Consider the following 19,595-nt stretch of genomic DNA (forward strand, 5'->3'; position numbering starts at 1 on the left):
AGTCTTAGCCGTATGTGTGGAATTGTTGGATATGCCGGTCGCCGCCCCAGTGCCGCCGCCGCAGGTGAGCTCAAGAGTCACGAGCACGGCGCGCTTGACGTCGTCATGGAGGGCCTGCGCCGACTGGAATACCGCGGGTACGATTCGGCGGGCGTTGCCGTTCTGACCGAAACCGGAATCGACTCCCGCAAGAAGTCAGGCAAGCTGGCCAACCTGATCGCCGAACTGGCCGCCGCACCCCTGCCCGAGGCAACCACGGGCATCGGCCACACCCGCTGGGCGACCCATGGTGGTCCCACTGATGAAAATGCCCACCCGCACCTGGCGGACGAGGGGCGTCTTGCAGTGATCCATAACGGGATCATCGAGAATTTCGCGGAACTCAAGGCAGAGCTGCTCGCAGCCGGCGCCGAGTTCATTTCCGAAACCGACACCGAGGTTGCTGCCGCATTGTTGGCCTCCGTGTACCGCGGCGAAGGCGGCGGAGACCTGGCCCTGTCCATGCAGCTTGCCTGCCGTCGGCTGGAGGGCGCCTTCACTCTGCTGGCCATCCACGCCGATTCACCGGACCTGGTCGTCGCTGCCCGCCGCAACTCCCCGCTCGTGGTGGGGCTGGGAGAGGGCGAGAACTTCCTGGGATCCGACGTCTCCGGCTTCATCGACTTCACCCGCCGCGCCGTTGAGCTGGGACAGGACCAGATCGTCAGCATCACCCCCGAACTGGTGGAGATTACCGACTTCTACGGCAACCCCGCCTCCGGCACCGAGTTCGAGGTCAACTGGGACGCCGCTGCAGCGGAAAAGGGCGGCTACCCGTCCTTCATGGAGAAGGAAATTAATGACCAGCCGCAGGCCGTGGGCGACACCCTGCTGGGCCGTTCCGACGTCGAAGGGCGTCTGACGCTGGACGAACTGCGCATTGATCCCGAAGAGCTCAAGGCCATCAACAAGATCATGGTCCTGGCGTGCGGAACTTCGGCCTACGCCGGCCAGGTGGCCAAGTACGCCATTGAGCACTGGTGCCGGATCCCGGTGGAGGTTGAGCTCAGCCACGAGTTCCGCTACCGCGACCCGATTGTTGACGCCAACACACTGATCGTCGCGATTTCCCAGTCCGGCGAAACCATGGACACCCTCATGGCCGTCCGTTACGCCAAGGAACAGGGCGCCAAGGTGCTTGCAATCTGCAACACCAACGGCTCCACCATCCCGCGCGAGTCCGACGCCGTGCTGTACACCCACGCCGGCCCCGAAATTGCGGTGGCTTCCACCAAGGCCTTCCTGGCGCAGATCACCGCCGCCTACCTGCTCGGCCTTTACCTGGCCCAGCTCCGCGGAGACAAGTTCCAGGGCGAAATCAAGGACATGCTCTCGGACCTTGGCAAGGTTCCCGCCAAGATCCAGCAGGTGCTGGATAACTCCGGACAGATCAAGGAACTCGCCGAGCTGATGGCGGACGCCAAGTCCGTGCTCTTCCTGGGCCGCCATGTTGGCTTCCCCGTTGCAATGGAAGGCGCCCTGAAGCTGAAGGAACTGGCCTACATCCATGCCGAGGGCTTCGCCGCAGGCGAGCTCAAGCACGGACCCATTGCGCTGATCGAAGAGGGCCAGCCCGTGTTCGTAGTGGTCCCCTCACCGCGGGGCCGGGATTCGCTTCACGCCAAGGTGGTTTCCAACATCCAGGAGATCCGCGCCCGCGGCGCCAAGACCATCGTGATTGCCGAAGAGGGCGACGACGCCGTGAAGGCCTATGCCGAGCACGTCTTCTACGTTCCCGAGACACCCACGCTGCTGGCACCGCTGCTGACCACCGTTCCGCTGCAGATCTTCGCCTGTGCCCTGGCCACTGCCAAGGGGTTCGACGTGGACCAGCCGCGGAACCTCGCCAAGTCAGTCACGGTCGAATAACCGGTGATCATTGGGATCGGCGTCGACGTGGTGGATATGCCGCGTTTTGGACGCCAGTTGGAACGGACACCCGGGCTTAGGACGCGGCTTTTTGTTCCAGCCGAACGCGAGCTGAACCTGCGTTCCCTCGCAGCCCGGTTTGCCGCGAAGGAAGCCGTTGCCAAGGCACTCGGCGCCCCGGCCGGCATGAACTGGCAGGACTGCCAAGTGGACCTTGACGCCGCCGGAGCACCCAGCGTCAGCGTCCGGGGAACGGTCGCAGCGGCTGCCGAAGCCAAGGGCGTCCGCACCTGGCATCTCTCGCTGAGCCACGACGGTGACGTTGCCACTGCCATGGTGATCGCCGAGGGTTAGTCTGGACACATGATCAGTGCGTACTCCGGCACCGCTGTGCGGGCCGCGGAAAAGCCGTTGCTCGCCGCCGGGGACGGACCTGCACTGATGCAGCGTGCGGCTTACGGCCTGTATGCCGCGTGCGTCCGGGAACTCCTGGCGGGCCGGGGTTCGCTGTACGGGGCCCGCGTCACCGTGCTGGCCGGCGCGGGCAACAACGGCGGAGACGCCCTGTACGCCGCCGCCAGGCTGGCCCGCCGCGGTGCGGGCATCACGGCTGTTCTCACGGCACCGGCGGCCCATCCCGAAGCCCTGGCGGAATTCCGGCGGCAGGGCGGCCGCGTGCTGGCACTGTCAGACGGAGTGCCGCAGGCCGCCGCCCTGTGCTCCGCGGCAGACCTGCTCATTGACGGAATCCTCGGCACCGGTGGCAGGGGAGGACTGCGCGGGGATGCCGCAGAACTGGCCCAGCACCTGGAGTCCGCGCGGCCGCCGCTGATCATTGCCTGCGACCTGCCCAGCGGAGTGGACGCCGACACCGGCGAAGCAGAGGGGAAAAACATCCCGGCGGATGTCACCGTGACCTTCGGAGCTTTCAAGACCGGGCTGCTGGCCGGCCCCGGGGCGCTGGCCGCCGGCCGCCTTGAATGCGTTGACATCGGCCTGCAGATGCCGCCGGAACCGCACCTGCGGAGGCTCGAAACCGCCGACGTGGCTGCGCTGTTGCCAGTCCCGCGCAAAACCGACCACAAGTACACCCGCGGAGTCCTGGGCATCGCCGCCGGATCCTCGACCTACCCGGGTGCTGCAGTCCTGGCCACGGGGGCAGCACTGGCCACCGGGGTCGGCATGGTCCGCTATCTGGGACCCGAAGCAGTATGCCGGCTGATCAATGCATCGCATCCCGAAGCCGTCTGCGCCACCGATACCGTTCCCGCCACCCATGTCCAGGCATGGCTGGTGGGCCCGGGAGCCGGCGCGGACGAAGAGCAGCGCCAGCGTGCCCAGGATGCCATGGCATCCGGACTTCCCGCCGTCGTCGACGCCGACGCCGTTGCCTACGCACAGCCGGGCCTGGGGGAGCACATCATTCTGACCCCGCACGCCGGCGAGCTCACCGCACTCCTGGCCAGGCTCGGCGACGGGGACATTTCCCGGGACAGGATCGAAGCCGATCCGCTGCGGTACGCCCGCCGCGCCGCCGAGTTGACCGGAGCAACGGTCCTGCTGAAAGGCTGGGCCACCATTACGGCGGCGCCATCCGGGGAAACATACAGCCAGGCGGAAGCGACACCCTGGCTCGCGGCGGCGGGCAGCGGTGACACGCTTTCCGGGATCCTGGGAGCGCTGCTGGCAACCGACCGCCGGGGCCGTGACGGCGCGCCGCCGCCCCCGCCGGGACACTATGCGGCACTGGCCGCCGCGGCAGCGAGCATTCACGGTCGGGCGGGGATCCGGGCCGCGGAGGCCGGACCTGTGCAGCCGTCGGCACTGCCGGAATCGGTGCGGACCGTGGTCCGGGACCTCATGACACCGGAGGCTGGCAATGAGGGCCGTTTAATGCTGGGCCCAGTCTGAGGTAGAAAGTAAGTAGACATACTATTCTTTTGTTGTCATCTGGACTAGTCAGGAGCTCTACATGGAAGTTTGGCCGGGAGATGCCTATCCGCTGGGCGCAACCTACGACGGAAACGGCACCAACTTTGCGCTGTACAGCGAGGTGGCCGATTCGGTCACGCTGTGCCTGTTCGACGACGACGGCGCTGAAGAGTGCGTGCGTCTGACCGAAGTGGACGGCTACGTGTGGCACGCCTACCTTCCCCACGTTCAGCCCGGGCAGAAGTACGGATACCGGGTGGACGGGCCGTATGATCCGGAAAACGGCAACCGCTGCAATCCGAACAAGCTCCTGCTGGATCCCTATGCCAAGGCTGTTGCCGGCGAAATCGACTGGGATCAGTCGCTCTTTGGCTACAACTTCGGTGACGAAAACTCCCGCAACGACGAGGACTCCGCCTCGCACATGATGATGGGCGTTGTCATCAACCCCTTCTTCGACTGGGACGGGGACCGCAAGCCGAAGATCCCCTACCACCGCTCCGTCATTTACGAGGCCCACGTGAAGGGCCTGACCCAGCGGCATCCGGAGGTGCCCGAGGAGCAGCGCGGCACCTACGCCGGCGTGGCTCATCCGGCCGTCATTGCCCACCTGCAGAAACTGGGCATCACGGCCATCGAGCTGATGCCGGTGCACCAGTTCGTCAACGACTCCACACTGCAGGAAAAGGGCCTCTCCAACTACTGGGGCTACAACACCATTGGCTTCTTCGCGCCGCAGAACACGTACAGCGCCACCGGCGACGAGGGTCAGCAGGTCCAGGAGTTCAAGGCCATGGTGCGGGCCCTGCACCTGGCCGGCATCGAAGTCATCCTGGACGTGGTCTACAACCACACTGCCGAGGGAAACCACCTCGGCCCCACCCTGTCCTTCCGCGGCATCGACAACCAGGCCTACTACCGGCTGATGGATGACGACAAGCGGTACTACATGGACTACACCGGCACCGGCAACTCCCTGAACGTGGGCAACCCGCATTCCCTGCAGCTGCTCATGGATTCGCTGCGCTACTGGGTCACCGAAATGCACGTGGACGGCTTCCGCTTTGACCTTGCCTCCACGCTGGCACGCGAGTTCTACGACGTCGACCGCCTGTCCACCTTCTTCGAACTGGTGCAGCAGGACCCCGTGGTTTCCCAGGTGAAGCTCATTGCAGAGCCATGGGACATTGGCCCGGGTGGTTACCAGGTGGGCAACTTCCCGCCGCAGTGGACCGAATGGAACGGAAAGTACCGCGACACCGTCCGTGATTTCTGGCGGGGAGAACCCTCCACACTGGGCGAGTTTGCCTCCCGCATCACCGGCTCCGCCGACCTGTACGAGTCTTCGGCCCGGCGGCCGGTGGCTTCGATCAACTTTGTCACCGCCCATGACGGCTTCACGCTGAATGACCTGGTCTCCTACAACGAAAAGCACAACGAAGCCAACGGCGAAGACAACAACGACGGCGAATCCCACAACCGCTCCTGGAACTGCGGGGTTGAGGGTCCCACCGATGACCCCAACGTGCTGTCGCTGCGCGCCCGGCAGCAGCGCAACTTCCTGGCCACCCTGCTGCTGTCTCAGGGCGTCCCCATGATCGCCCACGGCGACGAACTCGGGCGCACCCAGCAGGGAAACAACAACACCTACGCCCAGGACTCCGAACTCAGCTGGATCAACTGGGAGCAGATGGACGCCCCGCTGATGGAGTTCACGGCAGCAGTGAATACCCTGCGGGCCGAGCATCCGACCTTCCGTCGCCGCCGTTTCTTCGACGGGCGGCCGGTGCGCCGCGGCGAGGGCGAGGCCCTGCCGGACATCGTCTGGCTGACCGAGGACGGCACGCCGATGACCCCGGATGACTGGGACACCCCAGTCAGCCGCTCACTGGGCGTGTTCCTCAACGGACAGGGAATTTCCGGCAAGGACGCCCGCGGGCAGCGCATCACCGACCTGAACTTCCTGCTGTACTTCAACGCGCACGACGAGGCCGTCAAGGTGACGATCCCGTCGAAGGAGTATGCCCCCATGTGGGATGAGGTCATCGACACCGCGGGTGAGTACGCGGACTCGGCTCCCATCCCCGCCGACGGACGGATCACCGTGGCGGCCAAGTCCCTGGTGGTGCTGCGGGCGCATGAGGAGGAAGAGGAACACGACCACTCGGTGGCCGCATCCCTGGCCGCGCTGGCCGGTTCCAAGGCCCAGAGCCCGGAGGTCGCTGGATGAGGACACCACACTCAACGTACCGGCTCCAGATCCGCCCGTCCTTCACCCTGCAGGACGCCGCGGACCTCGTTCCGTACCTTGCGGACCTCGGGGTGGACTGGGTGTACCTCTCGCCCATCCTCACCGCTGAGGAGGGGTCCGACCACGGCTACGACGTCACGGATCCCACCGCAGTGGACCCGGCACGCGGAGGCCCCGAAGGGCTGAAGGCACTTTCCGACGCCGCCCACGCCGCCGGCCTGGGCGTGCTGGTGGACATTGTTCCGAACCATATGGGGATTGCCACCCCGCATGCCAACGCCTGGTGGTGGTCGGTCCTGGCGGAGGGGCGGGGATCCCGGTATGCCGAAGCCTTCGACATTGACTGGGACGCCGGCAACGGCAAGCTGCGGCTTCCCATCCTGGGCGACGGCGACGACGAATTGGCCGAGCTGAAACTGGCCGGCGGTGAACTGCACTACTACGGCCACCGCTTCCCGGTGGCCGAAGGCACCGCCGGCGACGGCGACTCCGCGCAGGACGTCCACGCACGCCAGCACTATGAGCTGGTGAACTGGCGGCGCGCGGACAATGAGCTGAATTACCGGCGGTTTTTCGGGGTCAACACCCTCGCCGGCATCCGGGTGGAGGAACCGTGGGTCTTTGACGAGTCGCATGCTGAAATCAAGCGCTGGTTTGATGAAGGCCTCGTGGACGGGCTGCGGATCGATCATCCGGACGGGCTGGCCGACCCCAAGGGGTACCTCGCCCGGCTGCGGGAACTGACCAACGGCGCGTACATCCTGGTGGAGAAAATCCTGGAGCCGGGGGAGACGCTGCCCGCGGACTGGGAGACCGAAGGCACCACCGGGTATGACGCGCTCGCCGACATTGACCGGCTTTTCGTCGATCCGGAGGGGATGAAGCCGCTCACGGACCTTGTGCCCACGGAGCCCTTTGCGCACATGATCCACGGCACCAAGCGGAATATCGCCGATCAGCTGCTGCATTCGGAGGTGCTGCGGCTGGTCCGGCTGCTGCCTGAAGACAGCGGCCTGGACGCTGGCGTGGCCGCTGACGCGGTGGCGGAACTGCTCGCATGCTTCCCGGTGTACCGCAGCTACCTGCCCGAGGGCGCGGGGTATCTGGCCGACGCCGTCACCGCGGCGAAGGTGCGCCGCCCGGACCTGGCCGGTGCCCTGGACGTCCTTCACCCGCTGTTGAATCCGCTGCTGGTCCCCGGGGCTGACCGCGCGGACCTGGGTGAGTTCGCGGTCCGGTTCCAGCAGACTTCAGGCATGGTGATGGCGAAGGGTGTGGAGGACACCGCGTTTTACCGCTACTCCCGGCTGACTTCCCTGAACGAGGTGGGCGCGGATCCGGCGCACTTCGCACTGGAACCGTTCGAGCTGCACACCCGTCTGATCCGCCGGCATCAGGAACAGCCGGCGGCCATGACGACTCTGACAACCCACGACACCAAACGCAGCGAAGACACCCGCGCACGGATTTCGGTGCTCGCGGAAATCCCGGACGAATGGCGGGACACTTTCACGCAGCTTTCGGCGCTGGTTCCGATGGGAGATCCGGCGATGGAGAACCTGCTGTGGCAGGCCATCATCGGAGCGTGGCCCCTGAGCCGGGAACGCGCCCACGCCTACGCTGAAAAAGCATCCCGGGAGGCTTCCTCCAGCACCACGTGGACTGCGCCGGACACCGGGTTTGAAGACCGGATGCACGCAGCAATGGACGCGGCCTACGACAACCCCGCGGTGGCTTCCCTCGTGACGGCCATGGTGGAGCGGACCCGCTCCGCCGGGTATTCGAACTCCCTCTCAGCGAAGCTGCTGCAGCTGACCATGCCCGGCGTGCCGGACGTGTATCAGGGAACCGAGTTCTGGGATCGTTCGCTGGTGGACCCGGACAACCGCAGGGACGTGGATTTCAGTCGCCGCCGCGAAGTCCTGAACTCTTTCGCGGCAGGCACGGCGGACATCCCGGGCGTCAACGAGGAAGCCGCGGCCAAGATGCTCCTCGTTGCCCGTGCGCTGGGGCTCAAACGGTCCCATCCTGAGCTGTTCGGGGACTATTTGCCCGTTTCGGTGACCGGTCCGGCAGCGGCGCATGTTTTCGGGTTCGACCGCGGCGGCGCCGTGACCCTTGTGACCCGGCTGCCGCTGGGACTTGACCGCGACGGCGGGTGGCGGGACACCGCCGTCGTGCTGCCGGCGGGAAGCTACGTGGACGTCATCACCGGCCGGGCCCATAAGAGCAGCGGCACAGTGCCGGCCGCGGACCTGTTTGGCACTTACCCTGCTGCGCTGCTGGAACGGACGGACGGCGAATGAGAACCGATTTTGACGTATGGGCACCAAAGGCCAACACCATGACCCTGCTTGCGGACGGCAGGAAACTGTCGATGAGCCGGGGGGACAACGGCTGGTGGCATGTCCAGCACGCCGAGCTTCCCGGAGACATCGACTACGGATACCTCATTGACGATGCCGAAACACCCGTTCCGGACCCCCGCTCCCGCTGCCAGCCGGACGGTGTCCACGCACTCTCGCGCACCTTCGACCCCGATCACTATGAATGGCATGACGCGGACTGGGTGTCGCCCGGGCTGGACGGCGGCGCCATCTACGAGCTGCACATCGGCACCTTCACGCCGGAGGGAACGTTCGACGCCGCCATCGCTAAGCTGGACTACCTCGTTGACCTGGGCGTCCGCTACGTGGAACTGCTGCCCGTAAACGCGTTCAACGGCACGCACAACTGGGGCTACGACGGCGTGCTGTGGTACGCCGTGCAGGAGACCTACGGCGGACCGGAGGGCTACCAGCGCTTCGTGGACGCCGCGCACCAGGCGGGCCTGGGAGTCATCCAGGACGTGGTCTACAACCACCTCGGACCCAGCGGAAATTACCTTCCCCAGTTCGGCCCCTACCTCTCCGAGGGAAAGGGCAACACTTGGGGCGACTCGGTGAATCTGGACGGACCGTCCTCCGACGTCGTCCGCCGGTACATCCTGGACAACGTGCTGATGTGGTTCCGCGACTTCCACGTGGACGGGCTGCGGCTGGACGCGGTCCACGCGCTGCATGATGAGCGCGCCGTCCACATCCTGGAGGAAATGGCCGTTGAAACGGAGAACTGTGCACGGGAACTGGGCAAGCCGCTGTTCCTCATCGCCGAGTCCGACCTCAATGACCCGCGGCTCATTACTCCGTGTGACCTGAACGGTTACGGCCTCAGCGGCCAGTGGTCCGATGACTTCCACCATGCGGCGCACACCAACCTCACCGGTGAAAACGGCGGCTACTACGAGGACTTCGATTCCGTTGCGGCCCTGGCCAAGGTGCTGCAGGACGGTTTCTTCCACGACGGCTCCTTCTCGTCCTTCCGGGGACGCGCCCACGGCCGCCCGATCAACAAGGATGTGGTGAATGCGCGCCAGTTGGTGACCTGCATCCAAAACCACGACCAGATTGGCAACCGGGCGGCGGGGGACAGGCTCAGCGCCTCCTTGGATTACTCCCGGCTCGCACTCGGCGCCGTGCTGAACCTGACATCGCCGTTCACGCCCATGATCTTCATGGGCGAGGAATTCGGTGCCTCCACCCCCTGGCAGTTCTTCACCTCCCACCCGGAACCGGAGCTGGGCAAGGCGACGGCGGAGGGGCGGCTGCGCGAATTTGAACGAATGGGCTGGGACCCGGCCACCGTGCCCAACCCCCAGGACCCCGCAACGTTCACCAATTCGAAGCTGAACTGGTCCGAGGTGGATGAGGACGGGCACGCAGAACTGCATGAGCTGTACCGCAGCCTCCTGCGGCTGCGGGCCGGTCGCCCGGACCTGATGGACCCGGACCTGCGCAACGTGAGCGTGGATTTTGACGAGGTGGGCCGCTGGCTGGTCCTGCGCCGCGGTGACACCGCGGTGGCCCTCAATTTCGCTGACGCTCCCCGGGAAATGCCGGTTCCCTTCGACGGCAGGCCCAAGGTGCTGCTTGAAACAGCCCCTGCGGAGCTCTACGGAGGTGCCGTGCAGCTGCCCGCCTACGGCGCCGCGGTTCTGGCCGCGGGATAGGCAACGGGTTGTCCGCGGCAGTGGCAAGATGTAACCCATGACATACATTGCCGCGGACAACCGCTACGATTCCATGCCCTACCGCCGTGTCGGCCGCAGCGGGCTGCACCTGCCCGCCGTATCGCTCGGACTCTGGCACAACTTCGGCGACGACAAGAATTTCGAGACCCAGCGCGCCATTCTCCGCCGGGCCTTCGACTTGGGCGTCACCCACTTCGACCTCGCCAACAACTACGGACCGCCCTACGGTTCAGCGGAAACCAACTTTGGCCGCCACTTCAAGGACGATTTCCAGCCCTACCGCGACGAACTCGTCATTTCCTCCAAGGCCGGCTACGACATGTGGCCCGGCCCCTATGGAAACTGGGGCTCCCGTAAGTACCTGCTGGCCAGCCTGGACCAGTCGCTCGAACGCATGGGCCTGGACTATGTGGATATCTTCTACAGCCACCGCCCCGATCCCGAGACGCCGCTGGAAGAGACCATGGGCGCCTTGGACACCGCAGTGCGCTCCGGCCGCGCCCTCTACGCCGGCATTTCCTCGTACTCGCCGGAAAAGACGCTCGAAGCAGCCCGCATCCTGCGCGAGATGGGCACCCCGCTGCTCATCCACCAGCCGTCATACTCCATGCTGAACCGCTGGGTTGAGCAGGGCGATCCCAACCTGTTTGCGGCACTGGACGAAGCGGGAGCCGGTTCCATTGCCTTCTCTCCGCTGGCCCAGGGCCTGCTGACCAGCAAGTACCTCAACGGGGTGCCCGAGGATTCCCGGGCCGCCGCAGGCAAGTCCCTGGACCAGGGCCAGCTGTCCGAGGACAACATCCGGCGGGTGCGCGGACTGAACGAACTCGCCGAATCCCGGGGCCAGAGCCTGGCGCAGATGGCCATCGCCTGGGTGCTGCGCCCGCAGGCCGGAGGCGGAGCGATCACCTCGGCACTGGTGGGCGCCTCAAGCGTGAAGCAGCTCGAGGACAGCCTGGCAGCGGTGACCAACCTGGACTTCACCAGCGAGGAACTGGACGCGATCGACACGTACGCCGTCGATTCGGACATCAACCTGTGGGCCTCCGCGCTCAAGGCCTGACATTATGGCCGCAACCGGTTGACCCCGGTTGCGGCCCGGGCGGGTGCCCAAATCACCGGGTGCGTCCGGTGAGTGAAACAATGGTCAGGTGAATGACCAACAAGCTCCTCCCGCCGCAGAACGCCAAGCACTCATCGATTTGGCCGCAGTGCGGCACAACGTACGCCACCTTGTTCACCTAGTGAGCCCGGCCAGGGTAATGGCCGTCGTCAAGGCCGATGCCTACGGCCACGGCGCCGAACAAATGGCCCGCACCGCCCTGGAAGCAGGCGCTTCCTGGCTGGGTGTCGCCCATATCTCTGAGGCGCTGGCGTTGCGCGGCGCCGGCGTCAGCGCCCCGCTCCTGGCCTGGCTCCATACCGTGGACAGCCCCTTCGCCGAGGCAGTGGCGGCAAATGTGGACCTGGGCCTGTCCGGCTGGGAACTGGAAAGAGTGGTGGAGGCCGCGCGCGAACTCCAGATACCGGCCCGGGTGCACTTGAAGATCGATACGGGACTGGGCCGCAACGGATGTCCGCCGGATCAGTGGGAAGCCTTTGTGGGGCGCGCCCTGGCCTATCAGGAAGAAGGGCTGCTGCGCGTCGTCGGAATCTTTTCCCATTTTTCAGTCGCCGATGAACCCGACCGCCCCGAAACCGATGAGCAACTCGAACGGTTCCGCACCGCCGTCGCGGTGGCCGAGGACGCCGGGGTGGACCACGAAGTGCGCCACATTGCCAACACCCCCGCAGCGCTGTCCCGCCCTGACTCCCATTTCGACATGGTCCGCGTGGGGCTGGGCCTCTACGGCCTTTCCCCCTTCCCCGGACAGGCCCCGGCCGAATTGGGCCTGCGCCCGGCGATGACCCTGAAAACCAGCATCGCCAACTGCAAGGAGGTCCCTGCCGGCCAGGGCGTTTCCTACGGGCTGCGGTACTCCACCTCTGAACCGACCACTCTGGCACTGGTGCCCCTGGGGTATGCCGACGGCGTTCCCCGCGTCGGCACCGGCGGCCCGGTCTGGGTGGACGGAACCGTGTACCCCGTAGTGGGCCGCATCGCCATGGATCAAATGGTCATCGACCTCAAGACCACCGGCATCGCCGGCACGGGGAAGGACCTCGTGGGGCGCGAAGCTGTCCTGTTCGGCGGTGTCGGCATGCCCTCAGTGGATGAGTGGGCCGACGCTGCAGGCAGCATCAATTACGAGATCATCACGCGCATCAGCTCCCGGGTCGAGCGCAAATACACTGACTCCGAGGCGGCCACGGCATGAGCGCAGTGAACGACGGCGGCACTCCGAACGACGGCGGCACCCCGGTCTGGGAAGAGGAGATCCGCACCGACGGCCCGGAAGGAACCCAGGCTGCCGCAGAACGGATCGGCCGCCAGCTCGTGGCCGGCGACCTCGTACTGCTCACCGGAGAGCTGGGGGCCGGGAAAACCACCTTCACGCAAGGCCTGGGCCGCGGGCTGGGCGTACGGCCCGGCATTATCTCGCCCACCTTCGTGCTGATGCGTATCCACCCCAGCCTCGCCGACGGGCCGGATCTGGTGCATGTGGATGCCTACCGGCTCGGATCCAGTGGTGAGATTGACGACATCGATCTCGAAAACACCATGGACAGCTCGGTCACCGTAGTGGAGTGGGGCCACGGCCTCGTGGAACATCTCACCGAAAGCCGCCTCGAGATCACCCTGGTCCGGCCGACCGGGGCTGATGCGGCCCAAGCCGGAAGTGCCGGCGGGCTTACCTTCGACTTTGACGATGATCCGGACGAGGAGCGGGTGATTCGGATCGCCGCCTACGGCCCGCGCTGGGAGCACGCGGACCTGCGGTCCGCCGGGCCGGCGGAAGGAGCCGGGTCAAACGAGACGTAAAATGGGCACCGTGCTTATTCTCTCCATTGACACCTCCGCCATCGCCAGTGCGGCACTGTTGACCGGGGAAGGGGAGATCCTTGCGGCCTTTGCCACGGAAGACACCCGTTCCCACGCCGAAGTGCTGGCCCCGGGCATCAAAAACCTGATGGACACCGCCGGCGTCAGTCCGGAAGAGCTCGACGCCGTCGTGGTGGGAGTGGGGCCGGGGCCCTTCACCGGCCTGCGCTCCGGCATCGTGACGGCCCGTACCCTTGGTTTCGCCTGGAACAAGCCCGTGCACGGAGTGATGAGCCTTGACGCCATCGCCGTGGACGCTGCCCTGGATGCCTGGAGGCTGGGTATCGACGAATTCGCAGTTGCCACCGATGCCCGGCGCAAGGAAGTGTACTGGGCGCACTACCGCAGCACGGGAGGAACGGCTGAACTCCTGGCCGGCCCGTTTGTCAGCGACCCGGCCGACGTTCCTCAGCTGCCGGTCTACGGCGTCGGTGCAGGCCTCTACCCGGAAGTACTGCACGGCGTCTCGGGCTTCGCCGAAGCGCAACCCACGGCTTCGGCCCTGGGCCGCACCGCCGTCGTGCGCCTGGTCCGAGGGCTGCCGCTGCTGGACACCACCCCGCTGTACCTGCGCGAATCCGATGCCAAGGTCCCCGGACCCCGGAAGCGCGCGCTGTGAGCGGCGCCGTGCTCCGGCCCATGACCTTCGACGACATCGCAGCCGTGGACAAGCTCGAACGGGCACTGTTCCCGGTGGACGCATGGCCGCTGCAAATGTTCTACGACGAGCTGAACCAGGCCGATACCCGTTCCTACTACGTTGCGGAGGACTCCGGCGGGCAAGTCGTCGGCTATGCCGGACTGATGTGCGTGCTGCCGATTGCCGATGTGCAGACCATCGCCGTCGCGCCGGAGGCTGAAGGCGCAGGCATCGGGTCGGCGCTCCTGACCACCCTCATCGACGAGGCCAAGCAGCGCGGCGCCGACGACGTACTGCTGGAAGTGCGCGCCGACAATCCCCGGGCGCAGCGGCTGTACCGCTGGTTCGGGTTCGAGCAGATCCACATTCGGCCGCGCTATTACCGCGACGGCGCCGACGCACTCATTATGCGGCTGGCCCTTTCCGCCTGGAACGGGTCCCCCGCGAGCAACAACGAAGGACTCTGAATGAACCGCACCGACCCCCTGGTGCTTGGCATCGAATCATCCTGCGACGAAACCGGCGTCGGCATTGTCCGCGGCGGCAAGCTGCTGACCAACACGGTGTCTTCTTCCATGGATGAACACGTCCGTTTTGGCGGGGTCATTCCCGAGATTGCCTCCCGCGCCCATCTGGATGCCTTCGTGCCCACGCTCCGGCAGGCTCTGGACGAGGCCGGTGTGACGTTGGAGGACGTTGACGCCATTGCCGTGACGTCAGGTCCGGGTCTTGCCGGGGCGCTCATGGTGGGAGTCTGCGCCGCCAAGGCGCTCGCCGTCGCCACCGGCAAGCCGCTGTATGCCATCAATCATTTGGTGGCGCATGTGGGGGTTGGCGTGCTCGACGGGGGAGAGCTGCCGGATAACCTCGCTGCGCTGCTTGTTTCCGGCGGCCACACGGAGATCCTCGCGGTGAAGTCGCTGACCGGCGATGTCCAGCTGCTCGGTTCAACCATTGACGATGCCGCTGGCGAGGCTTATGACAAGGTGGCGCGCATTCTGGGGCTGGGCTATCCCGGGGGACCGGCCATCGACAAGCTCGCCCGCAGCGGTAACCCGAAGGCGATCCGGTTTCCCCGCGGCCTGACCCAGCCCAAGTACATGGGCACTGCCGATGAACCCGGCCCCCACCGCTATGACTGGTCCTTTTCCGGGCTCAAGACGGCAGTGGCCCGCTGTGTGGAGCAGTATGAGGCCTCAGGCGAAGAACTCCCCGTGGCCGACATCGCCGCTTCTTTCCAGGAGGCCGTGGTTGATGTCATCACCGCCAAAGCCATTCTTGCGTGCACCGAACACGGCATCACTAATCTGCTGCTTGGCGGCGGCGTTGCTGCCAACTCCCGGCTGCGGGAGCTGACGGCGGAGCGCTGCGCGGCCAAGGGCATTACCCTGCGGGTGCCGCCCATTTCGCTCTGTACGGACAACGGTGCCATGGTTGCCGCCCTCGGCGCACAGGTGGTGATGGCCGGTGCTGAACCCTCGGGCATCACTTTTGCTCCGGATCCGTCCATGCCGGTCACCAGCATTCATCTTTAGCGGATCTTGGTTACTGGTTACTGGTTACTGGTTCGCGGTGATGCCGGTGGTTCCCGGAGGCGCCGGAGACGCTGAGTAGTAGCGGTGTCCCGTGGGCGTCACCGTTTCCACTGTGTGCCTGCCGTGGCCGGCCCGGTCCATGCCTGGAATGTTCCGGGTGCCGGCGTTCACGGCGCTGTCGGCGTCTGTAGCTGTCCCGGCCCTTGAATCGGTGGGCGGGGCGGGCAGGGAACCAACCACGCCCATGGTGCGGGTGGTCCAGTCCGGGGCTTCCTTGGCCTGGTTGCAGGCCTCGCATAAGCCCTGGATGTTCTCTGCGCTGGTGGTTCCGCCGTCGCGGACCGGGCGGATGTGGTCATAGTGCCGGATGGGCGCACCGCACCACGGCATCCGGCATACCTGATCCCTTGCCGCTATGAACCGGGCCAAACCCTCGGGCACCAGCCGGGCCCGTGAGTCCATGCCCACCAGCTGGCCGGTGGACGGCGCCGTGTAAAGCCGCCGGAGCCAGGTGCGTGCTGACTTATCCGGGTCCACGGGGTCCTTGGTAGTTGAGTCCCGGCCCGTGGGCTTCCGGGGAATCCCGTCCCGGGTGGCGTCGCCGGAGGTTCGGTTCTGGGCGGTTGAGTTCCGGCGGATCAGGTCCCGGGCTGTCTGCGCGGGCAGGATCCCGTATCCGGGCAACACCGCCGGTTCCGCGGATCCGGCCAGCAGGGCCCGGTCCGTCATGATCAGCTGCACCTCGATCCGCACATCCTCAGCCCTGACCTGCCCAGTGGTGCGTTCCACGAAGGTGTCGGCCATGATCTGACCCTTGGTGCGCGGATCCCCGGCCCCGCGCAGGCGGTCCGCTTCGCGGGTCAGTGCCGCGTACACGCCCACGCCATGGGCCACCGGCAGCAGCGCGGTCACGTAGGTCATGGTGTCCGGGGCCGGACGGCAGGACACAAACCGCTCGGACACGGCGTGCGCGGCACGGTTGACCACGGCATGCGGATCCATGGCGTAGGAAAGGGTCTTGATTTTGGCGATCAGGGCCCGGTCTCCGAGCTGTTCGAGCTCGGTCAGGTTCCCGGCGATCTGCTCGTCGATGCGCTGCCGGTCCGCCAGGGACAGGCAGGCGGTCTCGCGGACCAGCAGTGTGGCCCGCCATTCACTAATCACTCCGAGGGTGAGGGCGTGCAGGGTGTGGGGCATTTCGCGGGTCAGGATCCGGGCCAGGCCCAGCATCCGGGTTCCGCGGTGAGGGGACTCGCGGCGGGCAAACCCGATTTGCGCTCCGACGCCTTTGCCGAGCTGATCCGCTTTGACTCCTGCTGCAGCCTGGGCTTGCCGGGTGATGGCGTCAAAGAGAGCTGTCGCCCGGGCCTGAGCCGCGGACGCGGCCGCTTTGAGTTGCTCGAGCGCCCGGATGGAATCAATCAACCCGGCGAGCAGCGCAGGATCTGCTTCAACGAGCTCTCCGGGGATGCCGACGGGCTTATCAGGGATGCCAACGGGCTCCCCGGGAGAGCCGGCAGAGACAAGTTCGGAGGCCTTGGCACCCTCCTGCGTATCCTTTTTGGTGTCCTTCTTGACCCCGTACATGTGTTCTATTTTATGTGAGCTGACCCATAAAATGCCCGGAAATCATGTACCGGAGAAATACCCGTTTAGCGCGAAAGGGAAGAGGGGGGCACGGGTGTGTTGGCTGAACGCGGCCCCCAGCCCAGCTTTGGCGCGCCCGCCGCCACCCGCACCCAGCGCCGCGGCTTAGCCTTCGCCGCGCAGCTGCCGGATGCCGTCCTGGACCACTGCCCGCAGATCGCCGCCGTTCTCCGCTGCTATGCGGCGCTGCCTCTGGTACCCGGCCCCGCGCTCGATGATGGTGCGCACATCGGCCAGCTCCGCAGTGCAGCCCAGCTTCTCGGCAACCGGTGCCAGGCGGGGCAGGACGTCTTCGAGGAGGTGGTCAGTGACCAGCTTCTCGTTGCCGGCTGCGTCCAGGATGATGATGGCATCCAAGCCGTAACGGGCCGCACGCCACTTGTTCTCCTGCACATGCCACGGGGGCATGGTGGGGATGGTGCCGCCGTTGTCCAGGATGGTAGAGAACTCCTCCACCAGGCACTGGGTCAGGGCGGCAACGGCGCCGACGTCTTCAATGGTGGCCATGCCGTCGCAGACCCGCATTTCCACGGTGCCCAGATTGGGGACGGGCCGGATGTCCCAGCGGATTTCGCTGATCGAATCGATCACTCCGGTGGTGAACATGTCCTGCACATAGGATTCGTACTCGGCCCAGGAAGCGAACTGGAACGGGAGTCCCGCCGTCGGCAGCTGCTGGAACATCAGGGCGCGCTGCGACGCGTAGCCGGTGTCCTCGCCGGACCAGTACGGGGAGGACGCGGACAGTGCCTGGAAATGCGGGAAGTAGTTCACCAGTCCGTCCAGGACCGGCAGCGCCTTGTCCCGGGAGTCCAGGCCCACGTGCACATGCACGCCATAAATGAGCATCTGCTGGCCCCACCACTGGGTGCGGTCAATCAGCTTGGCGTAGCGTTCCTTGTCGGTGATCGGCTGTGACCGTGGAGCGCTGAAAGGATGCGACCCGGAGCAGAACAACTCCACGCCCATCGGGTCCGTCACCCGGCGCAGGGCTTCGAGGGAACGGTTCAGATCGGCTTTTGCCTCCGCCACGGTGTTGCAGACACCGGTCACCAGTTCAACAGTGTTCTCGAGCAGCTCCTGCTTAATGTGCGGGTGCTCGTCATCCTCCCCGATCCCCGGGTGGGCGGCACTCACTCCGCGCAACACCTCGTCGGCCACGGACACCAAATCTCCCGTGGTCCTGTCGACAAGTGCCAGCTCCCATTCAACGCCGAGTGTTGACTGAGCTGACTGGGCGAAACCGATTTCCAAACTGTCTCCTGCTGTAATGCGTACCTCTGGAGGAACCCCGACCCGCATCTTCGCGCTTGAGAACCCGAATCAATCCTAGCCGTGCAAGGGTGGCAAACCGTTCACGAGCCGGGACAGGGCATCAGCAGTGAGCGCGGTGTACAGCGGGACGGCATCGGGATGGATATATTCTCCGCGCGCGTGCGCCCCGCTGCCCACGGCACCCATGCCGCACAGCACCGGCACGCCCAGCGCGGCGACAAAATTGGCGTCACTGGCACCGCCCACCGAGGCGTCCTCCAGCTCATGGCCCAGCGCAAGGGCCGCCCCGCGGACCAGGGCCAACAGGGGATCCCCGGGGTCGGCAGTCATGGGCGGCCGGTTCCAGAAGTGTTCAATCTGCAGGCTCACCCGGTCATCGCTGATCCGAATAGCGTCCAGCTCCCGGTCCACCCGCTCCATCTCGGCTGCTGTTTCCACCCGGATATCAATCGTTGCTTTGGCATGGCCTGCAGCTACATTGGACCCCGATCCTCCCTCGATAAGTCCCACGTTGATCGAGGTTCCACGGCTGAGATCGGCGACGCCGACGGCGGCCGTGACGAACTCGGCCAGAGCATGAATGGCGCTGGCACCGGCTGCGGGATCAAGGCCGGCATGGGCTTCAACACCGGTGGCGGTGACGGTGAAGATCCCCACGCCCTTGCGGCCGGTCTTCACCGCCCCTCCTGCGGTGGCCTCCAGCACCAGGACGGCGTCGGCGTCCTGTGCCGCCTTTTCTATGGCGGCGCGGGAGGCAATGGACCCAATCTCCTCATCGCCGTTGAAGAGGAAGGTGACAGTTGGGCGGGGGTTGCCTGCGTCCGTCAGGAGCTTCAGGGCCCAGATGCCCTGAACGAGGCCGGTCTTCATGTCGAAGATGCCCGGGCCGCTCAGTGTTGCGCGCCCGGATGGGTCTGTTCCTTCAGTGAGCGGCCATCCGGCCAGGGTGCCCGTGGGCCACACCGTGTCATAGTGGGCCAGGATCAGAACCCGCCCCGGGCCGGATCCGGGGTAGGTGACCTTAAGCGTGGGACCGAGAACGCCGTCGTCCTCCAACTGCTCTTCGGCCGGGGCGCCGAGCCGAAGCGTGAGCAGCTTGCGCACGCACTCAAGCCCGTTATCGAGTCCGCTGCGGTCCCTGCTGTAGGTTTCGGTTTCCACCAGGGAAGCGATGTCCCCGATGATTTCGGGGAGCCGGACGCGGGCGGTGTCGAGCGTGGTGTTCATGGTTCTCCTGTTGTGAAGGTGTGAAGGTGCGAAGGTGCGAAGGTGTGAAGGTGTGAAGGTGTGAAGGTGTGAAGGTGTGAAGGTGTGAAGGTGTGAAGGTGTGAAGGTGCGAAGGTGTGAAGGTGTGA

Annotated in this window: 15 protein-coding genes; 12 read left to right on the forward strand and 3 right to left on the reverse strand. The window is 65.8% G+C overall.

Going from position 1 to position 19,595, the window contains the following annotated elements:
• Positions 1–12: 12 nt before the first annotated feature.
• From glmS to tsaD, 12 genes are all read left to right on the forward strand, one after another.
• Positions 13–1,908 carry a glutamine--fructose-6-phosphate transaminase (isomerizing) gene (gene glmS, locus AAE021_RS01590; RefSeq protein WP_342023930.1) on the forward strand — a complete coding sequence of 632 codons (1,896 nt, stop codon included), beginning with the start codon at positions 13–15 and terminating at the stop codon, positions 1,906–1,908.
• Between the two features lie 3 nt (positions 1,909–1,911).
• Complete coding sequence (locus AAE021_RS01595) at positions 1,912–2,262, forward strand: holo-ACP synthase (RefSeq protein WP_342023931.1); 351 nt, start codon at positions 1,912–1,914, stop codon at positions 2,260–2,262.
• A 9-nt stretch (positions 2,263–2,271) separates the two neighbouring features.
• Positions 2,272–3,819, forward strand: coding sequence for an NAD(P)H-hydrate epimerase (locus AAE021_RS01600; RefSeq protein ID WP_342023932.1), 1,548 nt, complete (start codon positions 2,272–2,274; stop codon positions 3,817–3,819).
• A 61-nt stretch (positions 3,820–3,880) separates the two neighbouring features.
• Positions 3,881–6,070 carry a glycogen debranching protein GlgX gene (gene glgX / locus AAE021_RS01605; RefSeq protein ID WP_342023933.1) on the forward strand — a complete coding sequence of 730 codons (2,190 nt, stop codon included), beginning with the start codon at positions 3,881–3,883 and terminating at the stop codon, positions 6,068–6,070.
• Positions 6,067–8,397: a malto-oligosyltrehalose synthase gene (treY, locus tag AAE021_RS01610; protein ID WP_342023934.1), complete on the forward strand. Its 2,331-nt coding sequence runs from the start codon at positions 6,067–6,069 to the stop codon at positions 8,395–8,397. Before glgX ends, treY begins: the two co-directional genes overlap by 4 nt.
• Positions 8,394–10,139 carry a malto-oligosyltrehalose trehalohydrolase gene (gene treZ, locus AAE021_RS01615; protein ID WP_342023935.1) on the forward strand — a complete coding sequence of 582 codons (1,746 nt, stop codon included), beginning with the start codon at positions 8,394–8,396 and terminating at the stop codon, positions 10,137–10,139. Before treY ends, treZ begins: the two co-directional genes overlap by 4 nt.
• 37 nt (positions 10,140–10,176) lie before the next feature.
• Positions 10,177–11,223 (forward strand): L-glyceraldehyde 3-phosphate reductase, encoded by a 1,047-nt coding sequence (mgrA, locus tag AAE021_RS01620; protein WP_342023936.1) that lies wholly within the window; start codon positions 10,177–10,179, stop codon positions 11,221–11,223.
• An 88-nt stretch (positions 11,224–11,311) separates the two neighbouring features.
• The gene (gene alr / locus AAE021_RS01625) at positions 11,312–12,478 is read left to right on the forward strand and encodes an alanine racemase (RefSeq protein WP_342023937.1); all 1,167 of its coding nucleotides are present in this window, start codon (positions 11,312–11,314) and stop codon (positions 12,476–12,478) included.
• Positions 12,475–13,083, forward strand: coding sequence for a tRNA (adenosine(37)-N6)-threonylcarbamoyltransferase complex ATPase subunit type 1 TsaE (tsaE, locus tag AAE021_RS01630; RefSeq protein WP_342023938.1), 609 nt, complete (start codon positions 12,475–12,477; stop codon positions 13,081–13,083). Before alr ends, tsaE begins: the two co-directional genes overlap by 4 nt.
• Before the next feature lie 10 nt (positions 13,084–13,093).
• Entirely contained in the window at positions 13,094–13,762 is a 669-nt protein-coding gene (gene tsaB, locus AAE021_RS01635; protein ID WP_342023939.1) for a tRNA (adenosine(37)-N6)-threonylcarbamoyltransferase complex dimerization subunit type 1 TsaB, read from the forward strand.
• A gap of 20 nt (positions 13,763–13,782) precedes the next feature.
• On the forward strand, positions 13,783–14,250 hold the full coding sequence (gene rimI, locus AAE021_RS01640; RefSeq protein WP_342025277.1) for a ribosomal protein S18-alanine N-acetyltransferase: 468 nt from the start codon (positions 13,783–13,785) through the stop codon (positions 14,248–14,250).
• Positions 14,251–15,318 carry a tRNA (adenosine(37)-N6)-threonylcarbamoyltransferase complex transferase subunit TsaD gene (gene tsaD, locus AAE021_RS01645; protein WP_342023940.1) on the forward strand — a complete coding sequence of 356 codons (1,068 nt, stop codon included), beginning with the start codon at positions 14,251–14,253 and terminating at the stop codon, positions 15,316–15,318.
• 24 nt (positions 15,319–15,342) lie between these two features.
• On the opposite strand, the gene AAE021_RS01650 is transcribed toward tsaD, so the two are convergent.
• The 3 genes from AAE021_RS01650 to AAE021_RS01660 form a co-directional block, all read right to left on the reverse strand.
• Positions 15,343–16,905: an HNH endonuclease gene (locus tag AAE021_RS01650; protein WP_342023941.1), complete on the reverse strand. Its 1,563-nt coding sequence runs from the start codon at positions 16,903–16,905 to the stop codon at positions 15,343–15,345.
• Positions 16,906–17,070: 165 nt separating this feature from the next.
• Positions 17,071–18,219 (reverse strand): glutamate--cysteine ligase, encoded by a 1,149-nt coding sequence (locus AAE021_RS01655; protein ID WP_342023942.1) that lies wholly within the window; start codon positions 18,217–18,219, stop codon positions 17,071–17,073.
• Positions 18,220–18,294: 75 nt separating this feature from the next.
• Positions 18,295–19,467 (reverse strand): M20 family metallopeptidase, encoded by a 1,173-nt coding sequence (locus tag AAE021_RS01660; RefSeq protein ID WP_342023943.1) that lies wholly within the window; start codon positions 19,465–19,467, stop codon positions 18,295–18,297.
• Between the last annotated feature and the right edge of the window lie 128 nt (positions 19,468–19,595).

The sequence above is a fragment of the Arthrobacter citreus genome, from assembly GCF_038405225.1.
Classification (GTDB): Bacteria; Actinomycetota; Actinomycetes; order Actinomycetales; family Micrococcaceae; genus Arthrobacter_B; species Arthrobacter_B citreus_A.

Coding starts and splice junctions, on each gene's coding strand:
- tsaD (WP_342023940.1), top strand. CDS start 14,251: ATGAACCGCACCGACCCCCTGGTGCTTGGCATCGAATCATCCTGCGAC.
- treZ (WP_342023935.1), top strand. CDS start 8,394: ATGAGAACCGATTTTGACGTATGGGCACCAAAGGCCAACACCATGACC.
- treY (WP_342023934.1), top strand. CDS start 6,067: ATGAGGACACCACACTCAACGTACCGGCTCCAGATCCGCCCGTCCTTC.
- glgX (WP_342023933.1), top strand. CDS start 3,881: ATGGAAGTTTGGCCGGGAGATGCCTATCCGCTGGGCGCAACCTACGAC.
- mgrA (WP_342023936.1), top strand. CDS start 10,177: ATGACATACATTGCCGCGGACAACCGCTACGATTCCATGCCCTACCGC.
- rimI (WP_342025277.1), top strand. CDS start 13,783: ATGACCTTCGACGACATCGCAGCCGTGGACAAGCTCGAACGGGCACTG.
- AAE021_RS01660 (WP_342023943.1), bottom strand. CDS start 19,467: ATGAACACCACGCTCGACACCGCCCGCGTCCGGCTCCCCGAAATCATC.
- AAE021_RS01650 (WP_342023941.1), bottom strand. CDS start 16,905: ATGTACGGGGTCAAGAAGGACACCAAAAAGGATACGCAGGAGGGTGCC.
- AAE021_RS01600 (WP_342023932.1), top strand. CDS start 2,272: ATGATCAGTGCGTACTCCGGCACCGCTGTGCGGGCCGCGGAAAAGCCG.
- tsaE (WP_342023938.1), top strand. CDS start 12,475: ATGAGCGCAGTGAACGACGGCGGCACTCCGAACGACGGCGGCACCCCG.
- glmS (WP_342023930.1), top strand. CDS start 13: ATGTGTGGAATTGTTGGATATGCCGGTCGCCGCCCCAGTGCCGCCGCC.